This window comes from Streptomyces sp. NPDC056987, assembly GCF_042673865.1.
Lineage (GTDB): Bacteria > Actinomycetota > Actinomycetes > Streptomycetales > Streptomycetaceae > Streptomyces.
Genome location: NZ_JBHURV010000019.1, coordinates 131,302 through 154,292, shown reverse-complemented (window position 1 = coordinate 154,292; position 22,991 = coordinate 131,302). Strand labels below are relative to the sequence as shown.

23 protein-coding genes are annotated in these 22,991 nt (G+C 69.7%); 11 read left to right on the top strand and 12 right to left on the bottom strand.

What is annotated here, in order from left to right; all coding sequences use genetic code 11:
- Positions 1 to 128 precede the first annotated feature (128 nt).
- Positions 129 to 974 (bottom strand): enoyl-CoA hydratase/isomerase family protein, encoded by an 846-nt coding sequence (locus ACFTZC_RS22495; RefSeq protein ID WP_382892417.1) that lies wholly within the window; start codon positions 972 to 974, stop codon positions 129 to 131.
- 336 nt (positions 975 to 1,310) lie between these two features.
- Here ACFTZC_RS22495 and ACFTZC_RS22490 point away from each other — a divergent pair, with 336 nt between their 5' ends.
- From ACFTZC_RS22490 to ACFTZC_RS22470, 5 genes are all read left to right on the top strand, one after another.
- On the top strand, positions 1,311 to 2,366 hold the full coding sequence (locus ACFTZC_RS22490) for an Lrp/AsnC family transcriptional regulator (protein WP_382892380.1): 1,056 nt from the start codon (positions 1,311 to 1,313) through the stop codon (positions 2,364 to 2,366).
- Between the two features lie 51 nt (positions 2,367 to 2,417).
- Positions 2,418 to 3,821: an L-serine ammonia-lyase gene (locus ACFTZC_RS22485; RefSeq protein WP_382892378.1), complete on the top strand. Its 1,404-nt coding sequence runs from the start codon at positions 2,418 to 2,420 to the stop codon at positions 3,819 to 3,821.
- Between the two features lie 121 nt (positions 3,822 to 3,942).
- The gene (locus tag ACFTZC_RS22480) at positions 3,943 to 5,097 is read left to right on the top strand and encodes an amidohydrolase family protein (RefSeq protein ID WP_382892376.1); all 1,155 of its coding nucleotides are present in this window, start codon (positions 3,943 to 3,945) and stop codon (positions 5,095 to 5,097) included.
- A 12-nt stretch (positions 5,098 to 5,109) separates the two neighbouring features.
- Entirely contained in the window at positions 5,110 to 5,673 is a 564-nt protein-coding gene (locus ACFTZC_RS22475) for a carboxymuconolactone decarboxylase family protein (RefSeq protein WP_382892374.1), read from the top strand.
- A gap of 556 nt (positions 5,674 to 6,229) precedes the next feature.
- On the top strand, positions 6,230 to 6,694 hold the full coding sequence (locus ACFTZC_RS22470; protein WP_382892372.1) for a Dyp-type peroxidase: 465 nt from the start codon (positions 6,230 to 6,232) through the stop codon (positions 6,692 to 6,694).
- Between the two features lie 71 nt (positions 6,695 to 6,765).
- On the opposite strand, the gene ACFTZC_RS22465 is transcribed toward ACFTZC_RS22470, so the two are convergent.
- Both ACFTZC_RS22465 and ACFTZC_RS22460 read right to left on the bottom strand, forming a co-directional pair.
- Positions 6,766 to 7,122 (bottom strand): hypothetical protein, encoded by a 357-nt coding sequence (locus ACFTZC_RS22465; protein WP_382892370.1) that lies wholly within the window; start codon positions 7,120 to 7,122, stop codon positions 6,766 to 6,768.
- Positions 7,119 to 7,328 (bottom strand): hypothetical protein, encoded by a 210-nt coding sequence (locus ACFTZC_RS22460; protein WP_382892369.1) that lies wholly within the window; start codon positions 7,326 to 7,328, stop codon positions 7,119 to 7,121. Before ACFTZC_RS22460 ends, ACFTZC_RS22465 begins: the two co-directional genes overlap by 4 nt.
- 155 nt (positions 7,329 to 7,483) lie before the next feature.
- Here ACFTZC_RS22460 and ACFTZC_RS22455 point away from each other — a divergent pair, with 155 nt between their 5' ends.
- The 3 genes from ACFTZC_RS22455 to ACFTZC_RS22445 are packed head-to-tail and all read left to right on the top strand — an operon-like array spanning position 7,484 to position 8,753.
- Positions 7,484 to 8,317 (top strand): helix-turn-helix domain-containing protein, encoded by an 834-nt coding sequence (locus ACFTZC_RS22455; protein WP_382892367.1) that lies wholly within the window; start codon positions 7,484 to 7,486, stop codon positions 8,315 to 8,317.
- Between the two features lie 20 nt (positions 8,318 to 8,337).
- A complete protein-coding gene (locus tag ACFTZC_RS22450) occupies positions 8,338 to 8,541 on the top strand; it encodes a DUF397 domain-containing protein (protein WP_382892365.1) in 204 nt (67 codons plus the stop codon).
- 8 nt (positions 8,542 to 8,549) lie between these two features.
- On the top strand, positions 8,550 to 8,753 hold the full coding sequence (locus ACFTZC_RS22445; RefSeq protein WP_382892363.1) for a DUF397 domain-containing protein: 204 nt from the start codon (positions 8,550 to 8,552) through the stop codon (positions 8,751 to 8,753).
- Between the two features lie 72 nt (positions 8,754 to 8,825).
- Here the strand turns inward: ACFTZC_RS22445 and ACFTZC_RS22440 are convergent, their stop codons facing one another.
- The 8 genes from ACFTZC_RS22440 to ACFTZC_RS22405 all read right to left on the bottom strand — a co-directional run bounded on the left by ACFTZC_RS22440 (position 8,826) and on the right by ACFTZC_RS22405 (position 16,852).
- Positions 8,826 to 9,143 carry a hypothetical protein gene (locus ACFTZC_RS22440; protein ID WP_382892361.1) on the bottom strand — a complete coding sequence of 106 codons (318 nt, stop codon included), beginning with the start codon at positions 9,141 to 9,143 and terminating at the stop codon, positions 8,826 to 8,828.
- A 244-nt stretch (positions 9,144 to 9,387) separates the two neighbouring features.
- Positions 9,388 to 10,338, bottom strand: coding sequence for a CPBP family intramembrane glutamic endopeptidase (locus ACFTZC_RS22435; protein WP_382892360.1), 951 nt, complete (start codon positions 10,336 to 10,338; stop codon positions 9,388 to 9,390).
- A gap of 149 nt (positions 10,339 to 10,487) precedes the next feature.
- Complete coding sequence (locus ACFTZC_RS22430; protein WP_382892358.1) at positions 10,488 to 11,150, bottom strand: hypothetical protein; 663 nt, start codon at positions 11,148 to 11,150, stop codon at positions 10,488 to 10,490.
- Positions 11,147 to 12,394: an MAB_1171c family putative transporter gene (locus ACFTZC_RS22425; RefSeq protein ID WP_382892356.1), complete on the bottom strand. Its 1,248-nt coding sequence runs from the start codon at positions 12,392 to 12,394 to the stop codon at positions 11,147 to 11,149. The genes ACFTZC_RS22430 and ACFTZC_RS22425 overlap by 4 nt, the downstream gene beginning before the upstream one ends.
- 21 nt (positions 12,395 to 12,415) lie before the next feature.
- Positions 12,416 to 13,045: a toxin gene (locus ACFTZC_RS22420; RefSeq protein WP_382892354.1), complete on the bottom strand. Its 630-nt coding sequence runs from the start codon at positions 13,043 to 13,045 to the stop codon at positions 12,416 to 12,418.
- 188 nt (positions 13,046 to 13,233) lie between these two features.
- Positions 13,234 to 13,761, bottom strand: a complete 528-nt coding sequence (locus ACFTZC_RS22415) for a hypothetical protein (RefSeq protein ID WP_382892353.1) — start codon at positions 13,759 to 13,761, stop codon at positions 13,234 to 13,236.
- Positions 13,762 to 14,224: 463 nt separating this feature from the next.
- Positions 14,225 to 15,157 carry a phosphoglycerate dehydrogenase gene (locus tag ACFTZC_RS22410; protein WP_382892351.1) on the bottom strand — a complete coding sequence of 311 codons (933 nt, stop codon included), beginning with the start codon at positions 15,155 to 15,157 and terminating at the stop codon, positions 14,225 to 14,227.
- A gap of 183 nt (positions 15,158 to 15,340) precedes the next feature.
- Positions 15,341 to 16,852 carry an Nramp family divalent metal transporter gene (locus ACFTZC_RS22405; RefSeq protein WP_382892349.1) on the bottom strand — a complete coding sequence of 504 codons (1,512 nt, stop codon included), beginning with the start codon at positions 16,850 to 16,852 and terminating at the stop codon, positions 15,341 to 15,343.
- A gap of 200 nt (positions 16,853 to 17,052) precedes the next feature.
- Between ACFTZC_RS22405 and ACFTZC_RS22400 the strand changes: the two genes are divergently transcribed.
- Complete coding sequence (locus ACFTZC_RS22400; protein ID WP_382892347.1) at positions 17,053 to 17,982, top strand: DeoR/GlpR family DNA-binding transcription regulator; 930 nt, start codon at positions 17,053 to 17,055, stop codon at positions 17,980 to 17,982.
- A 72-nt stretch (positions 17,983 to 18,054) separates the two neighbouring features.
- On the opposite strand, the gene ACFTZC_RS22395 is transcribed toward ACFTZC_RS22400, so the two are convergent.
- Positions 18,055 to 20,607 (bottom strand): ABC transporter permease, encoded by a 2,553-nt coding sequence (locus ACFTZC_RS22395; RefSeq protein WP_382892345.1) that lies wholly within the window; start codon positions 20,605 to 20,607, stop codon positions 18,055 to 18,057.
- A 387-nt stretch (positions 20,608 to 20,994) separates the two neighbouring features.
- Here ACFTZC_RS22395 and ACFTZC_RS22390 point away from each other — a divergent pair, with 387 nt between their 5' ends.
- Both ACFTZC_RS22390 and ACFTZC_RS22385 read left to right on the top strand, forming a co-directional pair.
- Positions 20,995 to 22,290: a sensor histidine kinase gene (locus ACFTZC_RS22390; protein ID WP_382892343.1), complete on the top strand. Its 1,296-nt coding sequence runs from the start codon at positions 20,995 to 20,997 to the stop codon at positions 22,288 to 22,290.
- Complete coding sequence (locus ACFTZC_RS22385) at positions 22,287 to 22,982, top strand: response regulator (protein WP_382892341.1); 696 nt, start codon at positions 22,287 to 22,289, stop codon at positions 22,980 to 22,982. The genes ACFTZC_RS22390 and ACFTZC_RS22385 overlap by 4 nt, the downstream gene beginning before the upstream one ends.
- The last annotated feature ends 9 nt before the right edge of the window (positions 22,983 to 22,991 follow it).

The following is a 22,991-nucleotide window of genomic DNA, read 5'->3' as shown; positions in this document are numbered from 1 at the left end:
ACCCTCTTTCCACCCCCCCCCCACCTTTTACGCCCCCCCCCCCCCCAAAACCCCCCCCTCCGCCGTCAACACCCCCCCCGCCCGCCCCCCGCGCCGCCCCCCGACAACCTGCTTCGCCCCTCAGGTTCTCACCACACTTTGCGTGAGCGTGCCTCGACGACCAGGTCGGGGTCGGGAACCAGCCGCTTGGCAGCGACGGTGGCGAGCATCTGCTGCGAGAAGTGGAAACCGAAATCTTCGGCAACGAGCTTGCGCCAGGGGCGAGACACGATGTTATGGGTTGCCCAGCGGGCGAACCGCGGGCGCTTCATGATGTCGCCCGCGATCGCCCACGCCTTCGGCAGGAGCTCCTCACGCGGAAGTACGTCGCTGACGAGTCCGTAGTCGAGTGCTTTTCGCGCAGGGATGGAACGGCCACTGTAGATGTCGTAGGCCGCCCGCTTCGTGCCCATCAGGTGCTGCAGGGCGAGCGAGAGCCCATCTCCCGGCGCGGTGCCCGCCATGAAGTGCGGATCCATGAAGTCTGCGTCTTCCGCGGCCAGAGTGATGTCGCAGAGTAGCGCGAACTCGGTGTGGATCCCGGGACCGTTTACCGCCGCGATCGTCGGGATGTCGAGGTTGTTGACGAAGTTCTCTATCAGCTTCCACGCATCGATGGTCTGCTGGAAGATGTAGTCGGGCTCCTCCTCGACGACGGGCCGCGGCCACGTCTCCTCCGGGTCGCCTCGGAACCAGGTCTCGCCGGTGCCGGTCAGGATGAGGACGTGGTTGTCGGGGTCGTTGCCCACTTCCTGCCACACCCGGTTCCACGCGTTGTGGGCGGCCCAGTTGTGGACGTACGGGCCGCCGTCAGTGTGGAGCCGAAGCTCGATGATCCCGTTCTCCCTGCGCATCTTGAAGAAGGCGGCGTACTTCTCGGAGTACTCCTCAAATGCGGTCGGTGGAACGTGGCCTTCCCACCGGGGGTCTGACATGGTCGCCAAGGTCGTCCTCCTTCGTCAGCGCCGGGATACCGACGCTCTCGTTGACGCGAAGATCATTACTCCGCGAGGAAGCGGCATGACCGGCGACGCAGGATAAATCCTCAGAGGTCGACCGCGGCGAGGTTTTACGTCAGGCAGGCATGCCTTTCTGCCGCAATTCGGCCAGGTGTCACGAGCTCCGCACCGGCACTCGATGGGCATCGTGATTTGCGTCGTCCGGGATCTCCGTACGTACGGTGCCACGGCAGGATGTTTCGGCGCACGGCACGTGAACAGCCGCATGCCCGCGGAAACAGCGAGCCTTCTTGTACCATAGAGTCAATTTTTATGAGTGATTTGGACGAGAGTCGGCAGGACTACGACCTGGATGAGCTCGATCGGCGGCTCATCCATGCCCTCCAGATCAACCCGCGATCACGCTGGGCTGCGCTGGCGCCGATTATCGGGGTCGACGCGGTCACCCTTGCCCGGCGCTGGGAACGGATCGTCGAGGCCGGCATCGCATGGGTGTCCGGACATCCCGGCCCGGAGCTGAGAGGGCCGTCGGCAATACTGGAGATTGAAGCCCACCCTGCCGCCACGCTCGGTCTCGCACAGGAGATCGCGGCGGACAGTGAAGCGTTCACGGTGGACCTCACGGCCGGGGGACGCGAGATGCTCGTGCTGGTGGCCACATCCAGCATGAATGCGCTGACGGAATACTTGATGATGCGGGTACCGGCACTTGACGGGATTCGGGCGACCCGGGCCCACTTGTTCTCGTCGCCGTTCGTGGACGGAGGACAGTGGCGCCTTCGCTCCCTGTCTGCCGAGGAGATCGCTGCCGTGGAGCGGAGCGTCGAGGTCTCGCGATCCCCGAGCAGCCGCGTCGACTCTCATCTGGAGGATCAACTCCTTCGCCTGCTGGGGCCGGATGGCAGGGCGACAGTGGCTTTCCTGGCGAGAACCCTCGACGTGGGCCAGCGTCGGGTGCGGGATGCGGTTGCTGCCATGACTGCACAAGGCCGATTGGACACCCGCCTGGATATGGCAAAGGCGCAATCAGGCCGGCCGGTTCATGCGTGGTACTTCCTCCGGGTCCCTGCCGCGCTCGTGCAGCGCGTCGGGTCTGTGCTCACGCGTATCGGCGAGATCCGCCTCGCGGTTTCAACCGTCGGTCAGTACAACCTCATCCTAGCCGTGTGGTTGCCGACGCTGGCTGATGTGCAGCGGCTCGAGGTCATCCTGGAGGAGAAGCTTCCCGGCGTCAGCATTGCCGACCGTTCCGTCGTGCTGCGCACGGTCAAGAAGGAAGGACACCGCCTCGATTCCCGTGGGCACGCCACCGGCGAATTCAGCCCTCTGCTGACCAATATGCCTCAGCCAAACGCGCGTTTCGAGTGAAATCCTGCACCAGGCCGGGACCATTAGGTGCACGGACTACCGTCCTGCTTCATGACCACTTCGACAGCTCCTGTCGGTGTCTTCGACCTGTTCACTATGGGGATTGGGCCCTCGAGTTCGCACACAGTCGGGCCGATGAAGGCAGCCGCCGCCTTTGCGAAGGACCTGCGACGAGCGGGCGCGGCGGACTGCGTCGAGTCAGTGCGAGTGGAGATCTTCGGCTCGCTCGCCGCGACCGGGCACGGGCACGGCACGTTCACCGCAGTTCTTCTGGGCCTGGATGGTGCGCAATCAGCCAGGATCGACTCCGGCGAAGTTGAGCGAAGGCTGGCGGACATCACGGCATCCGGCACGGTGAGCCTGGGCGCAGGGCAACGAATCCCCTGCCGGATCGAGGACTTCGTACTGCGACCGTTGACCGTACGTCCGCGCCATCCGAACGCGTTGACGATCACCGCATACGACCGTGCCGGCGCTGCTGTTCGATCGGATACGTACTACTCCATCGGGGGCGGGTTCGTTGTCCGCGACGGCGACGAGGAGCGTCCCGGCGGCGCGCAATGGACCTCGATTCCACACCCGTTCCGCACGGCGGCGGAGCTGCTTGCTGTCTGCGACCAGACAGGTTCCCGCATCTGCGACGTGATACGCGAAAACGAACTCGCAGGACGCTCACACGCGGACCTCAGCCGGGGATTGCGCGAACTGTGGGACACGATGCAAACATGCGTCACCTCGGCTGTATCGCGGACAGGGGTGCTCCCTGGCGGCCTCGATGTCCGTCGGCGAGCCGGTGCATGGGCGTCGCGTCTGGACCGCGAGGACCCCGAGCACAGTGAGCAGTACTGGCAGGAGCGTGTCAACTTCATCGCGTTGGCGGTGAATGAGGAGAACGCCAGCGGTGGTCGCGTCGTGACCGCACCGACCAACGGTGCGGCCGGCATCATCCCCGCCGTACTGTTTTACGCATTGAACTACACGGCTGCCGGCAAGGGCGCCGACGACGATTCACGCAACGACATCGTCGAGAGGTTTCTGCTCACCGCCACGGCGGTGGGCAGCCTCTGTAAGGCCAACGCCTCGATCTCCGGTGCCGAGGTGGGTTGTCAAGGCGAGGTCGGCTCTGCATCGGCGATGGCTGCGGCCGGACTGACCGAGATCCTCGGCGGTACACCGCGCCAGGTGGAGAACGCCGCCGAAATCGCGCTGGAGCACAATCTCGGCCTGACCTGTGATCCTGTTGCCGGCCTTGTACAGGTGCCCTGCATCGAACGCAACGCGATCGCCGCAGTGAAAGCGATCAACGCCGCGCGAATGGCGCTCTGGGGCGACGGCAACCATCACGTCTCGCTGGACCAGGTCATCGCCACCATGCGTGAGACCGGGGCGGACATGAACCACAAATACAAGGAGACGGCCCTGGGCGGGCTGGCCGTCAACGTTGTCGAGTGCTGAAGCCGCGTCAGGCGCCCCCCCCGTGCCCAACCTGCGCAGTCGAACCATCAGGAAATGAGGAGCTATGGCAGTCCGCACAGTCTTCAAGAATGGGACCGTCTTCGACGGAACCTCAGCAGGCATGGCCGACCTCGTCATCGAAGGCCGCCACGTCGTCGATGTCGGGACCGATCTGGACGGTGATCACGTTGTGGACTGCTCTGGAAAGTCGGTCCTCCCCGGGCTGTTCGACTGCCACGTGCACGTGATGACCCGAGACTTCAACCTCGCACGCGCCGAACAACAAGCCTTCTCCCTGCAGTATTACGAAGCAAAGCGCAACCTGTCACTCCTGCTCGACCAAGGCATCACCTCTGCCCGAGATGCCGCAGGCGCAGACCTAGGGGTGAAGCAAGCGATCGCACAGGAACTCATCGAGGGACCGCGACTGCAGATCGCGATCTCGATGCTGTCCCAAACGGGCGGGCACGGCGATGTCCATCTCCCCTCGGGAGGTCATCGATCGATCCCGATGATGACGGCACACCCTGGACGGCCCAACCCGGTCGTCGACGGCCCGGACGGAGTGCGGCGAGGAGTCCGTGAAGTCCTGCGCGCGGGAGCCGACGTAGTCAAGATCGCCACCACCGGCGGAGTCATGTCTTCAGGCGATAATCCCCGCCACGCCCAGTTTCGCGCCGACGAGCTAGCGGTGATCGTCGCCGAAGCCGCCGCGGCCGACACCTACGTATTCGCCCACGCGCAGGGGACCGAGGGAATCAAGGCAGCCTTGCGGGCCGGCGTCCGTTCCATCGAACACGGCTACTACCTGGACGACGAAGCAGTCGACCTCATGCTCGAGCGTGGCGCCTGGCTCGTTCCCACGCTGTCAGCGACACGCGCCATCATTGACGCCGCTGACAGCGGCATACCGATCCCGGAAGAGAACGCCAACCTTGCCCGTGAGGCCGTCGAAGCTCATCAGGCGAGCTTCGCACTCGCCGTCCAGGCGGGGGTGAAGATCGCTATGGGGACCGACAGCCCGCCCTACTGGAGCCCGGCAGCGAGCAACCTCAGAGAACTCGCTCTGATGGTGAACTCCTCGTCGATGTCCGCGCTGGATGCCTGGCGCGCCACGACGTCGAGCCCGGCCGAACTCCTCCGATTCGACACCGCCGGAAAGTTGGCAGCCGGCAAGCTCGCGGATGTGGTCGTCATCGCAGGCAGTCTGTCCGATCTCGACGACCTTCGCGGCCGGGTCCGTCAGGTGTGGCTCGACGGCACGCGAGTACGGTGACGCGTTGTGCGCATGCCCTCGATCAAGCCCAGCGAACTGACAGCCGAGCAGCGCTCGCTCGACGATCACGTCCGACAGCTCATGGCCGGCTTGCCCGCGCCGTTTACCTCGACTGATTCCGACGGCGCGCTGATCGGCCCTTTCCCGGTGTTGCTCCGCTTTCCCTGGCTCACCCGCCCGCTGCTGGAGTGGTTCACGGCCGGCACCGGCGCCTCAGTCCTGCCCGCCCGGGTGCGCGAGGTTGCGATTCTCACCACGGGCTCGCGGTATGCCGCGGCCTACGAGCTGTACTCACACTCTCGGGTTGCGCTCGCCGTCGGTCTGCCGGAGGACATCATCGAGGGCCTGGTCGCGGGGCAGCGCCCGGCAGGCATGACCGACGAGGAAACGGTCGCTCACGATGTGGCATCCCGGCTGCACAGCGGCGCGCCTTTGCCGGGAGCGCTTTACCGAGCCGGGATCCGCACCTTCGGCGACTCCGGTACGGCTGAACTCGTCTTCCTGGTCGCGCAGTATGCCGCCATCTCGACGATCCTCAATGCGTACGACGTGCCACTGCCGCCCGACGGCGACTGACTGTGCGTCAGCGAGCCCTGGCACGCCGGACCGGGTGCCCGCCGCTTCCCTGGCCCGGTGCGGCTGTCATACTCCGGCGCTGCTTCCGACGGGGTTTGTCAGCCTGCCCGCGCCTTTCATCTGACTTGTACGCCGTCGGCGATCTTCAAGCGTCCTGCCGTGTTTGGTGCTTTCGTCAGGATCACCCCGGATGGCGGGAGTCTGCCGGGCGCTCGGATCCGGGGATCCTGGGCTTGATGCACCGACGGCCTCGCGGCGCGTACACGGTCACGTCCACACCGGCGAGGCGGACAAGGACGCCGATTAGGTCGAAACACTAGGCCAGTGACCACGGCCTACTTCAACATGTTGAACTTGACAGGGAACAGACCCGGTCGGTGTAGAGCTTCGTCGTCAGCTGGCCGCCGCAGCACACCTGGGCAGCCGATCGCGAGCGGTGCCGCGAAGCCGGCGTGCCCGACGCCGTCCCCTTCCGCACCCGCCCGCAGCAGGTCCGGCTCGTGGTCGAGCGGGCGGTTGCGGCGAAGGTGCCCTTCGCTTGGTTCGGATGGTCAGGGTGAGCCCGCATGGGCGGTCGGGGGGGAGTTATCAGGTCGTACGGATCATCCGGCTGGCGACCGAGTTGTGGGACAAGGATTCTGTGGACGAGCAGGAGCGGATCACCGGGCGGCGCCGGGATGGCCGGTGGCTCGACGGGGCGCCCGTGGACGAGCAGCCGAACTACCGTGCCGACCCCCGGGGCTCGCTGACCCCGCTCGACTCCCATGTGCGGCTCGCCACTCCCGATCGCCGTAACCCGGCCCCGCTCGTCCGGCGCGGGTACAGCTACGACCGGGGTGACGGGGACACCGGGCTGGTCTTCTCCTGCTTCCAGCGCGACCTCGCCGACGGGTTCGAGGCTGTACAGAAACGCCTGGAGGGGGAATCGATGGCCAAGTACCTGCTGACCACCGGAGGCGGGTACTTCTTCGTTCCCCCGCCGGGCGACGCGTGGGCCGAGGCGCTGACTTCCGTGCGGTGAGCGGCCTCTGAAACCGACTTGCTGTACCGGTAGTCCCGCGTGCCGGGACTACCGGTACGGGTGCCGGGCGCTCACTGGTCCGGGGCGGTGTTCGGCGGGGTGCCGAAGATCTGCCGGAAGAGCACCGGATCGTCCAGCGCCCGAAGCTCCGCTCGGAGTAACTCGGCCCGTACGGTTTCGAGTTCCGCGCGCATGGCCTCGCGGTGGCGGCGCAGGGCGATGCGGCGCCGGAGCAGTTCCAGCTCGGACGGGCCGTGGACCGGGTTCCCGTAGTCCTCGTACAACGACCGTGCCTCGTGCGCCGGGTGTGTGCGGCGGGGGTCGAAGAGTCGCGCGGGCCTGCTGGACCGGCCCTCGCGGGCCCACCCCATCGCACCGGCCCTCCACTTGGCTGTCAGCCATGCCCGCGCCGCCCGTACGGTCCTCATCGCGCGTCCGGCTCGAAGTCGGCATCGGCGCCCGGCTGTTCGGGGTCGTCCGGGCTGCGGTAGTCGGGGCAGATGGCGTTGCCGCACTCGCAGGGCGGCCACGTGAGCGGTGCGCCGGGGGCGGTCTTCTTCACGACCAGGACTCCGTCCGTGCCGTACGTCTCGATGAGCAGCGACAGGCGTCGCCGGGCTTCACTCCGTGCCATTGCCGAGCCTCCTGTGGGTCGCGCCGGGCTGGCAGTTGCGCCAGCACCTGGCCTTGCGTCAGCATCTATCCGCCCGCCATGACGCGCAATCACCCTTGAGAGTGCAATTGCATGCAGCTTGGAAATTGGAGGCATGAGCGGCCAGACTGGTGGCCGTGACGACAACGAGCCCCGTAGTGCGGCGCAGACGGCTGGGCCTGGAGCTGAGGCGCCTGCGCGAATCGGCGACCCTCAAGGGAGCCGAGGTGGCGAAGGCCCTGAAGTGGTCGACCTCGAAGGTGTCCCGCGTCGAGGCCGGAAGGACGGCCCCGACCCTGGCCGATGTGACCCGGCTCCTCGATCTGTACGGAGTGGATGACCCGGAGCAGCGCGACAGGCTGGCGATACTCACCCGGGAGGCTCGTAAGAAGGGCTGGTGGCAGCTCTACAGCGACATTCCGCACTCGACCTACATCGGGTTGGAGGCGGAGGCCGAGTCCATCCTGACCTACGAGAACGTCGTTCCCGGTCTGTTCCAGACCCGTCGGTACGCCGAGGCGATCAACCTGGGTACGGTTCCGGGGCTGTCGGACGAAGGGCAGGAGCAGCGCGTCGACGTCAGGATGCAGCGTCAGCAAGTGCTGACCGGTAACAGCCCGCTTGAGGTTCGCGCCGTGCTCGACGAGTCAGCGCTGCGCCGGATGGTGGGCGGGGTGGACGTGATGCGCGAGCAGTTGGAGAGGCTGCTGGAGGTGGCGGAGCTGCCCAACGTCATCCTCCAGGTGATTCCCTTCTCCTGTGGCGCCCACCCTGGGACAATGGTGGGACCGTTCATTGTCCTGCGGTTCCCGCATCAGGAAGACCCCGACGTGGTGTACACCGAGGGCAACACTGATTCGTATCCCGCAGATATCCAGCGGTACGAGGTGCTGTTCGACTACGTGCGAGCCAACGCAATGAGTGTTGTCGACTCGGTGGCGTTGATCCGGAACATGGTGGACGAGCTGTGAGCTACGAAGGAGGCAAGGGCATGGACCTTGCTCACGCCCGCTGGCGAAAGTCGCGCCGGAGCCAAGGGGATGGCGCGTGCGTCGAAGTGGCCGACGGCGTGCCGGGGGTGGTTCCGGTGCGGGACTCCAAGGCTCCCGACGGCCCGGCGCTTGTCTTTCCGCTGCCCGCGTTCGGTTCGTTTGTGTCGGCCCTTCGGCAGGGCGAGCTCGGCTACCGCGCATGAGCGCCGGCTTGAGCCGCACCTCTGTCGAGTGGATCAAGTCCTCCTACAGCGATGCCAGTGGCGGGCAGTGCGTCGAGGTCGCCCACGGCCTTCCCGGCATCGTCCCCGTACGCGACAGCAAGGCCCCCGAAGGGGCTCCGCTCGTCTTCCCGGTCGGCGTCTTCGCCTCGTTCGTCGCCGCCGTTCAGGCGGACACCTTCGGCGACGGCTGACTCGCGGACGTGTAAGGGCCGGCACCGTTCCACGGTGCCGGCCCTCACACGTGCCCGATCAGGCGTGGACCGTCAGCACTTGACGGTCTTGCTGTAGGTCGCGAGATTCTTTCCGTGGTGCCAGCGTGTCTTGCCCTTCTTGATGGTCATGCAGCCGCTGTCCTTGCCGTACTTCATGATCACCTTCGCCTTCACGGTCGACTTGCAGTTGTTCTTGACCGCGACGTCGACGAACGAGGGCTGGTAGTACGCCGTCGTCTTGACGCAGCGTCCGACCGCCTTGCCCGGAGCCGCGTACGCCTGGCCCGAGGCGCCGACCACGCCGGTGCCCAGTACGGCCACGGCAGCGAGAGAGCTGATGAGCGACTTGGTTTTGGGTGATGCCTTCATGGTGTCCCCTCCGTTTGTTCTTGAGCCTGGTCCCGATGGCGTGAGCTGCATCGTTGTTCCGGCTGCTTGGGAGAGAGCTTCCCCGGAGCGCGGTCCGGAGCGGGAGGGGAGCTCGGCATGGTGGGACATCGTGGGACGTCCCACAGGACGAACTGCTGTGACACCGATGCACGTGAGGCACTTCTGGGACACCAGCCGCGCGCATTTCGTGAGTGAACGCCCCCACCTCGTCCGTGGCCGCCGGTCAGGCAGGCACCTTCGGCAGTGGCTGATCCGCGGCCTGGTCCGGGGAGCGGTAGCCCAGGCGGCCCCGGGTGGCGATGAGGAGGATGACGGCCACCACGCCTGAGGCGATCAGCGAGATCCGGCTGGCGTCGCTGTGCTCGAAGTTGATCGTCGGGAACATGTCGGACGCCGCCACCGAGGCGAAGTTGTTGATGCCCACGTGGAGCAGGAGTGCCATGGGCATGCTCTCGCCCGTCCGGTTGAACACCCAGGTGATCACCACGCTGATGGTCGTTGCGGCCAGCACGAACTCGGCGATGGCGAGCGCGCTGATGTGCGGGTAGCCGCCCCACTCGCTGAAGAACAGCGGCAGGTGCCACACGCCCCAGAGCGGGCCCAGGATCAGCGTGCCCACCAGCGGTCCGAAGCGGTCCTGGAGGCGCGGGAGGGCGAAGTCGCGCCAGCCGGGCTCCTCCGAGAGGCCCGTCGTGAGGATCTGGATGACCAGCATGGGGAGGTACGCGACCAGCACCGCCGCCGAGGGGAACCGGATGTCGCCGCCGGACAGGGGGAGCGTGGCGAGGATGAGGGCCGCGGGTACGCCCACGATGATCCCCGCGTACCAGCGCCAGCTCACCCGCCACTTCGTCAGCCGGCCGACCCACCGCTTGAGCCCTTCCCGGCCCTCCGTGGCCGCGGTGACGAGGAACGCCGACAGGATGGGGCCCAGGTAGGCGCCGGGCAGGACGCCCAGGAACTGAGTGGTGCCGAGGAGCGCCGGGAAGCGGAAATCCAGGACGCCGAGTCCCGTCGCCGAGAGGATATACGGCAGCCACGCGATCCAGCTCAGCACCATCGCACCGGCGAAGAACCAGAGCATGGGGCGGCGGTTGATCGCGCCGCGGATCCCGGCGTGCCGGGTGGTGGTCGGGTCGGTGGTGGTGACGGGTGGGTGCTCGTGAACGGCCACGGTGCTCCTCGGCGTGGGGGCGGTTTTCGGTGTGATCAGCACACCAAAAGCCGGGCAGGGTGGTCACTCCCGCTCACTGCCGAATGGGGGTGGAGTCAGCTCCACCTCGGTCACGGGGCAGCCGGGACGCCGGCCGCCCCGGCCGGCCGTCAGACGAAGAGGAACGCCGCCGCCGTCGAGGCGCCCAGCGCCGTGCCCGCGAGTGTCTGCGCGACCGTGTGGTACGTGAGGGCCACGCGGGACCAGCAGACCGCCGCCACCAGCGTGTACGCCGTCAGCCACCACGGGGAGTGCGCCGCCGAGAGCAGGGCCACCAGGCCGGAGGCCACCGCCGCGTCCACCGAGATCTTCCACACCGTGTTGACGGCCAGGATTCCCACGGTCATCACCCAGAGCGCGAGCATCGTCGCCAGGATGCCCGTCGGGGCGTTGCCCAGCATCATCGCGAGCGCCCCGGTGCCGATCGAGCCCAGGATGACGAAGAAGATCGGCGCGCGCTGCGTACGGTCGACCACGTGGCGGTCGCCCCACGCGCCGCGCTTGCGGCGCCATTCGATGTAGCCGGCGGGTATGAGCCCCGCGCACAGCGCCGCCAGCAGCCCCCAGGGGATCCCGGTCCAGTCGCCCGCCGTCGCGAGGCCGATGCCGGGCATCGCGGCCAGGATGATGTTGCGGGGCTGGAGGATGTTCGTGACCGCGAGCGCCCATGGCCGGTCGGGGGTCACGTACGGCTGGGGAGCGGCCGATGCGGTGAGGGACGGGGCGTCCGTGGTGTCTGTGGTGTTCTTGGTGTTCGTGGTTTCGGTGGTCATGCCGGTTGCTCCATGGACGCCAGCACCCGCCGCGTCCGCTCGTCGGTGATGGTCCGGTACGCGGCGGCCACCCGCGTCAGCCAGGCGACCTCGTCGTCCTGGTCGGCGGCGTGCTGCGGCTCCACGGCCGCCGCCGGGCCGGCGGGCGCGCCGTCGGTCCTGGCGGTCAGGGCCGCCTTGATCCAGTACGCGTCGGCCAGCGGGCCGGCCTGCTCCGGGTCGCCGGTCTCGGCCGCCGCCGCGCTCTTGGCGGCAGGAAGCAGGCTGTCCGGTACGTAGTGCCGCAGCTTCTCCATCGCGTCCGCGATGTCCGCCGCCCACCGGTCGACGCGCAGGTCCGCCGGGGTGTCGAAGCGGGTCAGCTCGCGGGACAGCGACGCGGGCGGCTCGAACGGCTGGTCCGGGAAGGCCGTCATCAGCTCGTACCAGAGCGGGTGCAGGGCGGCCTGGGCCCGCCACAGCCTGGCCCGCCGCCATCCCTTTCTGAAGGCGGGGATGGACGCGCCCAGCGCGAAGAAGGCGAAGAGCACGATCTGCGCGGCCTCGGTGACCTCGTCGAAAGTGAGCGCGAAGGAGGGGCTGGGGGTGTCGACGACGCTGACCCACATGAACAGGGTCCGGCTGACGGTGTAGCCGACGCCGATGAACATGGCGAACGTCATCATGCCGAGCCCCACCCGCAGATGGCGCAGCGTGGCAGCGCCGGTGGCCAGTGCCCACTGGTAGGCGCAGACGGCCGAGGCGGCGCCCAAGTAGAGGTAGAACACGCTCATGTAGAGCGTCGCGCCCCACTGGCCGGCGTGGTCGGAGACGAAGCGGTCCGACGGTACGGAGCGGTCGACGACGGTGAAGAAGAGGACCGTGAGCAGGATCAGCGTGGCCACGGACGCCTTCGCCGCCACGTGCTGGACCGTCCGCGCGAACCGTACGTGCCGGGGGACGTCCCCGTCGTCCGGGTAGCGTCCGTAGATCGCGACGATGTAGCTGAGAATGGCCAGAATCGCGATGGTCGCCGTGTAGTGCTTGATCAGTACGGCGAGATCGGTGACGGGGCTGTTGTTGAGGCTGATCCGTACGATTTCGGTCTTCGTCCACAGGGCGATCGCGAACCCCGCGTAACACCCCCACAGCGCGCGCCGGCGCTTGTCCTCCTCGTCGCCCCAGAGCGCGGCGGGCATGCGCCACAGGGCCACGGCCGTCATGAGGCCGGCGATGAGATATCCGGCGAGGTCGAGCGCGGTCACGGGCGTCCTTCCTTCAAGGCTTCAAGGAGCGGTACGGGAGGGGGGGGAGGGTGAGGGGGGACGTACGGGGCGCGGGTTACGTGGGGGGGGCGGGCTCGGGCCGCCGCCCCTGCGGCGGTACGCCACCGGCCGGGAGAGGGAGTTGGCCAGCCGGCCCACCACGTCGTCGCTCGTCAGGTCCCTGGCCATCCGGGGGATGAGCGACGCGCCGAACTCCGCCACCCGCTCGTCGTGGGCGTCGTACTGCGCGCGTGCCTGGATCGTCGGCGGTTCGTCGGTCGCGAGGACGCGGCTGATCAGCGAGGTGTCGAAGACGGGGAGGAAGCGGCGCAACTGCTCCTCGTCGAGCCCCGTACCGTGGTCGAACCACTCGTGGCACAGCTCGTGCAGGATCACGTGCTGGGTCTGGTACGCGGTCGGGCGCCGCCGGTACAGGACGAGGCTGGTGTCACCGGCCGAGATGCGCAGGCCGCACGCGGCGTCGAGGCGGGCCAGGGCGTCGGGGAGTTCGTGCAGCACGATCGTACGGCCGCGTGCCGCCGCCATGTTGGCCACCAGGCCCTCGACGGTGAACGGGGTGGGCAGGGGCAGATCGGCGAGGCCGGACTCGCACTCCCGCCGCAGCGCGCGCATGGATCGGCTGGAGCGCATGGACATGGCGGGCCCTTGATCGTCGTCGCGCGTGCGGGTGGCATGCGGTCGGCGATTCTAGCCAAAGGACATGTGCATGCCCGCTCGGCGCATCGGGATCCGGCTGATCTCGACAGCGCCCCCGACGGCCTCCCGGACGGCCCCGAACGGCCTACCGAACCGCCCCGGACGGCCTCCCGGGCCCTCGGTCAGGCGCCCGGCCCGGAACTCGGTCCGGAACCCGCGTCGGTTCCCGGGGCCGGCCGCTGGTCCCGCTGGGCCGCCTTCGTGTCCTCCAGGAGCGAGAGCGCGAACTTCAGCAGCTCGGGCGGGAGTCCGCCGTCGTCCAGGCCCCGCGCGGCCAGCCCGCTGATCTCGCCCGTACGGCGCTTCACGAGGAACTGGAGGCCGGCCACGACCTCGTCCACCACCTCGGACTCCTCCTTGAAGAAGCGCCAGTCGACGCCGAATCCGAGCCCGAGCGCCCGCAGGATGTCCTCGGAGGGGTGAGTGACCTTCCCGGCAAGGATGTTGGAGAAGTAGCTGTGCGAGAGGGAGCCGCCGCGTTCCTTGACCAGATCCGCGAAGACCCGGCCGGAGATCCGCTGGTCCGGGAAGGTCTTCTCCACCATGTACTCGACCTTCTGCTGCAGCGTGCGCAGTTCAGGGGTCTCTTCGCCGGTGGACCGCCGGTCGGCGGGGCGCTGCTCCGGGGCCTGCTCTTCGCCGCTGTCCATTCAGCCCCCCCACGTCCACGTACGGCTTTGGTCAACGGGCTCGTACTGTAACGGACCCTGAGCCGGCGGGGCACCGGCGGCGGTGAGAAGTGGAGCGTCCTGGTCCAGCCAGCAGTACAGGGTTGCGCAAACAATCACGGGCGCTGTTAACTCAAGAAAACATGGGCAGGGGACCACGAGGGGAGTCCCCTGCTCATGGCGGCGCGCGCACACGGAAAGGCCCCGGTCGCCTGGGGCGTGCCGGGGCCGTAGAGCTTTGGGCAGAGGTGTAGCCCTTCGCGACGGGGGATGCACGAAGGGCTACGCGAGCCATTATGACACCTTGTCAGCGCGTTCGACAGCCGACCTGCCAAAGAGTGTCTGTTTTTGCAGGTCAGATGCGTCTCTTGAATGCGGGTCAGGCTCTCGGGCGGTTCGGGGCCCTGATGGGTCGAAGGCGGGCCGCAGGTGGGCCGCAGGTGGGTCAGACCACCGCGTTCACCGGCTCCTCGCCGCGCAGGACGCGCACCACGTCGGCCGCGACCGTGGTGCCCATCGCCTGGTTGGCCTGGTCGCTGAACGCCGCGCAGTGCGGGGTCAGTACGACACCGGGTGCGTCCAGGAGCCGGTTGCCGACGGGCGGTTCGCTGCTGAACACGTCGATTCCGGCGCCGCCGAGGTGCCCGCTGTGCAGCAGATCGGCGAGGGCCTCCTCGTCCACCAGGCCGCCGCGCGCCGTGTTGAGCACCAGTGCGCCGGGGCGCAGCGCCGTCAACTCCCGGCGCCCGAGCAGCGGCTGCTCCGACGTCAGCGGCATGTGCAGGGTGACGACATCGCTCGCGGTGAGGAGTTCGCCGAACGGTACGGAGCGGACCCCCGCCGCCGCGAACACCTCGGCGGGCAGATGCGGGTCGTACGCGACGACGTCCATGTCGAAGCCCTTGGCGCGGCGTGCGACGGCCTGCCCGATCCGCCCGAACCCGATGATCCCGAGCGTACGGCCGCCCAGCTCCAGGCCGAAGAACCGGTCCCAGCGGCCCCCGGTGACCGCCGCGTGGGCCGGGACGATCTTCCGGGCGGCGGCGAGCAGCAGGGCGAAGGTGAGATCGGCCACCGCGCCGGTGTTGGTGCCGGGCGCGTTGACCACCCGTACGCCCCGCTCCCGTGCGGCGTCGAGGTCGATGTTGTCGGTGCCGACACCGTGTTTGGCGACGACCCTGAGCCGGGGCGCGGCGTCCAGGACGCCCGCCGTCACCGGGTCGAGGCCGACCACCAGGGCCGACATGTCCCGTATCTCGCCGGTGAGTTGCGCCTCGCCGAGAGGGTGGGTGAAGGCGCTGCGGCGGGCGGGGACGCCGGCGGTCTCGAAGACCTCCCAGGGGGCGCGGGAAGTCTGGCCGAAACTGGGCGTTGTCACGAGGATTTCGCCCAGGGGGCCATGTCCCGACGGGCCACGACCCGGGGTGCGCGCGGGGGCGCCCGCAGGCGCCGGATCCGTGGGGGTCTCTTCCGTGTCCGTGCTCATCGCGTACTCATTCCGTCCCGTACTCATTCCGTCGTCGCTCCGAACTCACTCCGGTTGTTCTCGGTGCTGTTGTCCTCAGCCCAGGCCCAGGCCGAAGACCTCCAGCACCGAGTACACGCCGAGGGCGCCGATCGCCGTACTGCTCGCCACGAGCGCGGCATTGAGGCCCTTGCTCCGCTTGAAGCGCGCGTCCACGTCCGCCGCCCGCAGGTTCCATACCGCGATGACCACCGCGAGCAGGAAGATCCCGCCCGCGACACCGCCGATCTGGACCATCAGCACCGGTGACTGGATGAACAGGTAGAAGGAGGCCCACAGCGGCGGCAGCGCCACCGTGAGGATGCGGATCATGCGCGTCCGCGCCCGTACGTCGGTCCAGTCCAGCAGGCCCAGCAGGCCCAGGGTGTTCGTCCACAGCCTGGGGACACTCGCGGTCGATCCGACGAGGGTCGAGCCGAGGACGGCGATGGCGCCCGCGAGGAAGAAGTAGTGGGCCCAGGGGCCGAGGGTGTCGGTGTAGATCCGGGAGAGGGTGGTGATCATCTCGTTGCCCTGCGGGACCAGGCCCTGCGGGTGCAGCACGGCCGCGCCGATGACGTAGAACGCGAGGGTGCACAGGGTGCACACGGCCCAGGAGACGAGCGCGTCGATCCGCATCACCCTGATCCAGCCCTCGGCGCGGCGGGCGCGCTCCTCGGTGCCGTCGTCGGGGCCGGTCCAGCGCGCGTAGCCCTTCTCCAGGCACCAGTAGGTGTACGTGGTCATCTCGTCGGCGCCGACGCCGGTGATGCCGAACATGGCGATCGCGAAGCCGACCGTGCCGGCCGGGATGGCGAAGGTCAGGCCGGAGGCGAGTTCCGCGCCGCCGTACGAGAAGTCGGTCCAGGGCAGGCCGAGCGCGAGGCCGACGGTGATGAGGGTGAAGATGACGACCGCGACGAAGGCGCTCTTCTCGACGGCGCTGTAGCGGCCCGAGTACATCATGGCGATCACGACGGCGACGACGATCACGGTCCAGACGGTCAGCGAGGTGGTGCCGAGGGCCGGGCCGCCGAGGGGCAGGAGGATGCTGCACGCCGCGGCGGTGCCGCCGATCAGGCCGCCGCGCTGGAGCATCTTGGCGAAGTCCATGAGGATCCACAGCACGTTGATCCAGCCGACCCCGGCGCCGGGCCGGCCGCGTCCGCCGAAGCGGGGGCCGACCTGTGCGTAACCGGAGAGCGCGGTACGGCCGGTGAGGATGGTCCAGCGGGCCAGTTCGATCTGCACCCAGACCTTGACCAGGGCGCTGATGACGACCAGCCACAGCAGGACGAAGCCGGCCTTCGCGCCGAGCGCGGTGGTGGTGATCAGCTCGCCGGAGCCGACCACGGCCGCGGAGAGGACCATCCCGGGGCCCAACCGCCGTACGGTGCCGCGGAACCCGGTGGGGGGATCCAGGGCGTCGGAGGGGTGGAGCGCGTACGGATCCTCGGGCGCGGCCCCGGGCCCGGGGCCTGCCCCGGTCCCGCCCTTCGGTGTGGGCGCCGGTTGCGCCGCCACCGTCCCCGATGCCCCTGGTGTCTCCGGCGTGCTCCGTGTCGTCATGCTTCTCCCGCCTCAGCGCCCGCCGTTGGGCGTGTCCGGCCCATATCTCGCCTACTGCGATTGCGTGTTGCGTGCAGAACGCTGGCATGACTGCGCGATACGCGCAAGGGTCTGTACGGTGTCTTCTGTGCAACGGGGACAACGAGCCGGAGTCGGCCCGTAATCTGTCCGGTGACCCGGGTGACCAGAGGATGACGACGATGGATCCGCAGAACGCCCCCCACGGCCCGCACGACGCCGCCGCGCCCGATCCTGCCGCCGGCGCGGCGCCGGGCTCCGGCGCCGGGCCCGACTCAGCGCCCGGAGCCGGGCGCGACTCGGGCTCAGCTTCCGGCCGTGATCCCGGGGCCCCCGCCGGTCCCGATCGGCTGCGGGCGGCCGACCGCCGTGAGCTGATCCTGCGGATGGTCGCCGCCGACGGCACGGTGGCGGTCGAGGAGCTGGCGCGCACCCTGGCGGTCACGCCCTCCACGATCCGCCGCGACCTGGCCCACCTCACGGAGCAGGGCAAACTGGCCCGTACCTACGGCGGAGCCATCACCCCGGGCCACACACCCGAGCCCTCGCTCAATCAGCGCTCGGGGCTCGCGGTGGCGGAGAAGGACCGGATCGCGCGCTGGGCGGCTGCGCGGATCGCGCACGGCGATACGGTCATCCTCGACGCGGGCACGACGACCGGCCGGCTCGCCCACCACCTGCGCGGACAGAGCGAACTCACCGTCATCACCAACGGGTTGACCACCCTGGTCGAGCTGGCCGAGGCGGACGGTGTCGAGGTCATCACCCTCGCCGGCACCCTCCGCCATGTCAGCCACGGCTTCGTCGGCCCTCTCGCCGAACTGGCCCTGTCCCGGCTCACGGCCGACAAGGTCTTCCTCGGCGCGGACGGCCTCGACGCCAAGCTCGGCATCTGCGAGGCGAGCCTTCAGCAGACGTCCCTGAAGGAGCTGATGGCGGCGCGCGGCGCGGAGCTCTACGTCCTCGCGGACAGCAGCAAGTTCGGCCAGCGCCCCTTCACGGCGTGGGCGCCCCTGGACCGCGCGTGGACCCTGGTGACGGACACCGGCGCGACGGACGAACAGCTCCAGCCGTTCCGGGAGTTGGAGCACGTCACCGTCGTCATGGTGTGAGCCCCCCCGGGGCCCCGAGGCCCGCGAGGCCCGTGGGGCATGCGGGGCCGGGGGCCGCACCGGACCACGGCCCTACTCCGCCCTGATGGCGCCGAGCAGGTCGAGGCGCGCGGCGCGGCGGGCGGGCCAGAGGGCGGCGAGTACGCCCACCAGGCCCGCCAGCGCCAGGAAGAGGGCCAGGCGTCCCCAGGGCAGGACGAGTTCGAGGCCCGGGGTGTCGGAGGCGAGCAGCCGGCATCCGGCCCAGCCGAAGAAGGTGCCCAGACCGATGCCGAGGACACCGCCGAAGAGGGAGATGGTCAGTGACTCCAGGCGCACCATGCGCCTGGCGCCCCGCCGGTCCAGCCCGACGGCGCGCAACATGCCGATCTCCGGGGCCCGTTCGACCACGGACATGGCCAGGGTGTTGACGACCCCGAGGACCGCCACGACCACCGCCATGGCGAGCAGCCCGGAGAGGATGTTGAGCATCATGGTCGTACCGCGGGCGATGGCGTCGGAGAGGTCCTGCTTGCTCTGGACGAGTACGGCCGGGCTGTCCCCGAGCGCCGCGGCGATGCCCCGTCCGACGGCCTCGCCGGGGCCGTCCTCGGCCTTCACCAGGACCTGGCTCGCCCGTGGGGTCTCCAGGTGCGGGTCGAGGGTGCGGGTGTCCATGACGATGCCGCTCAGCAGATCGTCCGCCTCGAAGACGCCTGCGACGGTCAACCGGTCGCGCTGTCCGTCCGGGTAGGTGACCGGCACGGTGGTGCCGGTACGCCATCCGCGCCACTCCGCGGTGCCCGTGGAGACGATGATGCCGCGGCCGCCGAAACCGGCGAGCGAGCCGTCGGTGAAGTTCGGCCGGACCATGCTCCGTACGGTGGCGGCGTCGAGGCCCGTCACGTACGTCTCCGTCACGTTCGTCTCGTCGTCGGCGACGCGGACCGACGCCTCGCGCAGGGGGCTCACCGCGCCGACCCCGTCGACCTCGCGGAGGCGCTGCTCCACCGTCCCGGAGAGCGGTTCGTAGGTGGCCATCCGTACGACGTAATCCGCGGAGAGGGCGCCGGTGGCCCGCTGGTCGATGCTCCGCTCGCTGCTGACCCCGACCACCGTCAGCGCGGTGATCAGGGTGAGGCCGATGGTGAGGGCCGAGGCCGTGGCCGCGGTACGGCGCGGATTGCGCAGGGCGTTCTCGCCGGCGAGCCTGCCGCAGACACCGAAGGCGCGCAGGGCCGGCGCGGCGGCGGCGATGAACGGGCGGGAGAGCAGGGGGGTGAGGATGAGGACCCCGGTCATCAGGACCGCGCCGCCCAGCACCATGACCATCTGGCCGTCCTCCCAGTCCATGCCGGTCGCACCCAGCACCGTGACGGCGCCGACCGTGGTGATCAGCGCTCCGAGCGCGTTCCGTACGGCGAGCGAGCGCGGGGTGGCCACCGCGTGCACGCTGCCCATCGCGGCCACCGGCGGGATCCTCGCGGCGCGCCGGCCCGGCAGCCACGCGGCCAGCATCGTGACGCCGACACCGAGGACGAGCGAGGTGACGACCGCGGCCGGGGTGACGGTCAGCGGGCCGTCGGGCAGCGCGTGTCCCCCCTTGCCGAAGGACGAGGTCAGCGGGCGCAGCGCGGCGGCGATGCCGACGCCGGCGGCGAGCCCTGTCACCGAGGCCACCAGACCGACGAGGAACGCCTCGACGAGGACGGAACGGGTCACCTGGCGGCGGGTGGCGCCCACCGCGCGGAGCAGGGCCAGCTCCCTGGTGCGCTGGGCGACGAGCATGGTGAACGTGTTGGCGATGAGGAAGATCCCGACGAACAGCGCGATACCGGCGAAGGCCAGCAGGGTGGTCCGCAGACTGGTCACACTGCTCTCGGCGCTGAGGGCCTGTGCGGCGGCGAGCTCTTGGCCGGTGGCCGACGACAGACCCTCGGGGAGCACCTGGTCGACGGCGGCCGCGAGCCCCGCCTGGGAGGTGCCCGGCGCGGCCTCGACGTGGATCTCGCTGAACTCCCCCGGCCTGGTGAAGAGTTGCTGGGCGGTGGGCGTGTCGAACAGGGCGAGCGTGCCGCCCGCGGCGACCTCACCGCTGTCGGTGGTGAAGATCCCGACCAGCCGCGGCGCCCGGACCGGCCCGTCGACCGACAGGCGGACCGTGTCACCGACGCGGTACCCCGCCCGCTCGGCGGTCCGGGTGTCCAGGGCCACCTCGTCCCGCCCCTTCGGCGCGCGGCCTGCGGTGAGCGGGTAACGGGGGTCCGGGGCACCGCTGTTCGCGGCGTAATTGGCCCCCTGGGTGGGCCACCCTTCGCCCACCAGCTCGCCGTTCCCGCCGGCCACGGCGGTGAAACCGGAGACCACACCGGTCACCGACCGCACGCCGGGCACCTTCGCCAGCCGGCCGACGAGGTCCGGGGTGAGCGTGGGGGCCGTACCCGGCCAGGTGTCGGCACCGTCCGGCCGGACGGCGACGTCCACGCGGTCGAACCCCTGGTCCGAGCTGTTCCGGTACGCGGCGGAGACGGTCGAGGTGAAGACCAGGGTGCCGGCGACGAAGGCCACGCCGAGCGTCACGGCGAGCACGGTCATCAGCAGCCTGGCCTTGTGGGCGAGCACGGTGCGCAGGGCGGTACGGAACATGGGCGATCAGTCCTGGAGGGAAGTGGTCGGTCCGGGAGACAAAGAGGCGTAGGAGGGAGGGAGGGCGAGGGGAGCCGGCTACCGGACACGGGTGGCCCGCCGGCCGGCGGAGGGACCCGGCGATCGGGCCGCCGGCCAGGAGGTCCACGTGGACCATGCGGTCCACGTGGTCCGCGTGGACCACGCAGGTGGTCCCGAGCGAGCCCGGGGCGTCCCGAGCGGGCCCGGCCGGGTGGTCCCAAGTGGGCCCGGCTCTCGTCCCGTACCCCGATCATCCGGCGCGCCGGGCCCGCCGCGGATCAGCCGGAATGCCGAACGGTCCGGCCCGCCCGTATCGGCCGAAGGACCGAGGCGGGCGGGCCGGTCGGCGCCGTAACGTCGGGTGGCATGATGCACGCCTTCCGGGGCCGCTCCCGCACCCATCAGGTCCTGCTGGTGGTGGCCGGTGCCGCCGTCCTCGCGGTGCTCGTCGCCGAGGGGCTCAACACCGGCTACGCCCCCACCGCGGCCGCCACCACCGTCACCGGTGCACTGTGCGTGGTGGCCCTGTTCGTGCCGCCCGCGCGGTTCTCACTCGTCGCCGGCTGCGCCGTGGCCGCGTCCCTCGCGCTGTCGGTGACGGAGATGCAGCTGCCCCAGCGGCCCGAGAACACCCCGGGGATGACGGAACTGTGCGCGCTCCTGCTGCTGATCGCCCGTACCGTGCGTCATCAGTCGCCGCTGTGGAACATCGTGCTGCTCCCGCCGACCGGCGTGGCCGCCCCGCTGCTGCTCCTGCGGATCCCGGAGACCGAGTACGAGTACGTGAAGACGATCGGGGCGCCGGTGCTCCTCTTCGCCACCGTGCTGATGGTCGTACTGGGCCTGTATCTGCGCCTCGTCGACACCCTGCGCGACCGCGAGCGGAACGCCGCCGAGCAGGCCGCCCGCCAGGCCGAGCGACTGGAGCACGCCCGGGAGCTGCACGACTTCGTGGCCCACCACGTCACCGCGATCGTCGCGCAGGCCAAGGCGGCCCGCTATGTCACCTCGGCCGGCCAGGCACCGGCCCCCGCCGACCTGGACCAGGTGTTCGCCGGGATCGAGGAGGCCGGTTCACAGGCGATGGAGTCGATGCGCGGCATGGTCTCCATGCTGCGCGCCCCGGGACATCCGGCCGCCACCCTCCCCGGAGGCGACCTCACCCGCGTGCGCGACCTCGTCGAGAGCTTCGCCGCCGCGGGCCCGCCCGCCCGGCTCGCCCTCGACCCCCGGCTCGCCGGACGCTCCCTGCCTCCGGAGATCAGCACCACCGTGCACCGCCTGGTGCAGGAATCCCTCACCAACATCCGCAAGTACGCCGACGCCGCCGGGCACATCACCGTGGACATCCGCCTCCGGGCCGGTGAACCCGGCCAACTGGATGTCTCGGTCAACGACGACGGCCGGACCGCGAGCGGGGCGCCGCCAGGACAGCACCGCGGCGGCTACGGCCTCCTCGGACTCGCCGAACGGGTCGAGGCCCTCGGCGGTCACTTCACCGCCGGTCCCCGGCGCGGCGGCCCCGGCTGGGAGGTCACGGCCGGCATCCCCCTCCCGCCGTCACCCCGGACGGACCGTCAGGACCGCGCGGAAGGCCAGGACCGCGCGGAAGGCCAGGACCGCGCGGACCGGCAGGACAGCTCTGCGACCATTTCCCCATGAAGATCCGGGTCCTGATCGCCGACGACCAGGACATGATCCGGTCGGCCTTCCGCATGATCCTCGGCGCCCAGCCGGACATGGACGTCGTCGCCGAGGCGGCCGACGGCACCGACGCGGTGGAGGCGGCCCGCCGGCTCCGCCCGGACGTCTGCCTCCTCGACATCCGCATGCCCGGCATGGACGGTCTGGCGGCCACCCGCCTGCTGGCAGGACCGGACGTTCCCGACCCGCTCAATGTCGTGATCGCCACCACCTTCGACCTCGACGAGTACGTCTACCAGGCCCTGCGCAACGGCGCCTGCGGCTTTCTCCTCAAGGACGGCGCCCCCGCCCTCCTCGCCGAAGCCGTACGCGCGGCGGCCGCCGGCAACTCCCTCATCTCCCCCTCCGTCACCGTCCGCCTCCTGCGGCACATGGCACCGCCCCCGCGGGAGCACTCCGGATCCCGCCCAGCCCCCCTCGCCCCCCGTACGACCGCCCGGCTCACCGACCCCCTCACCCAGCGCGAACTCGACGTCGTCCGCCTGGTCGCCCGCGGTCGCACCAACGAGGAGGTGGCGGGGGAGCTGTACGTCACCCACTCCACGGTCAAGACCCACCTGGGCAACATCCAGCGCAAACTCGCCGCCCGCAACCGCGTCGAGATCGCGGCCTGGGCCTGGGAGACGGGCGTCTGCACCGGCGGGCGCTGAGTCCCCGGG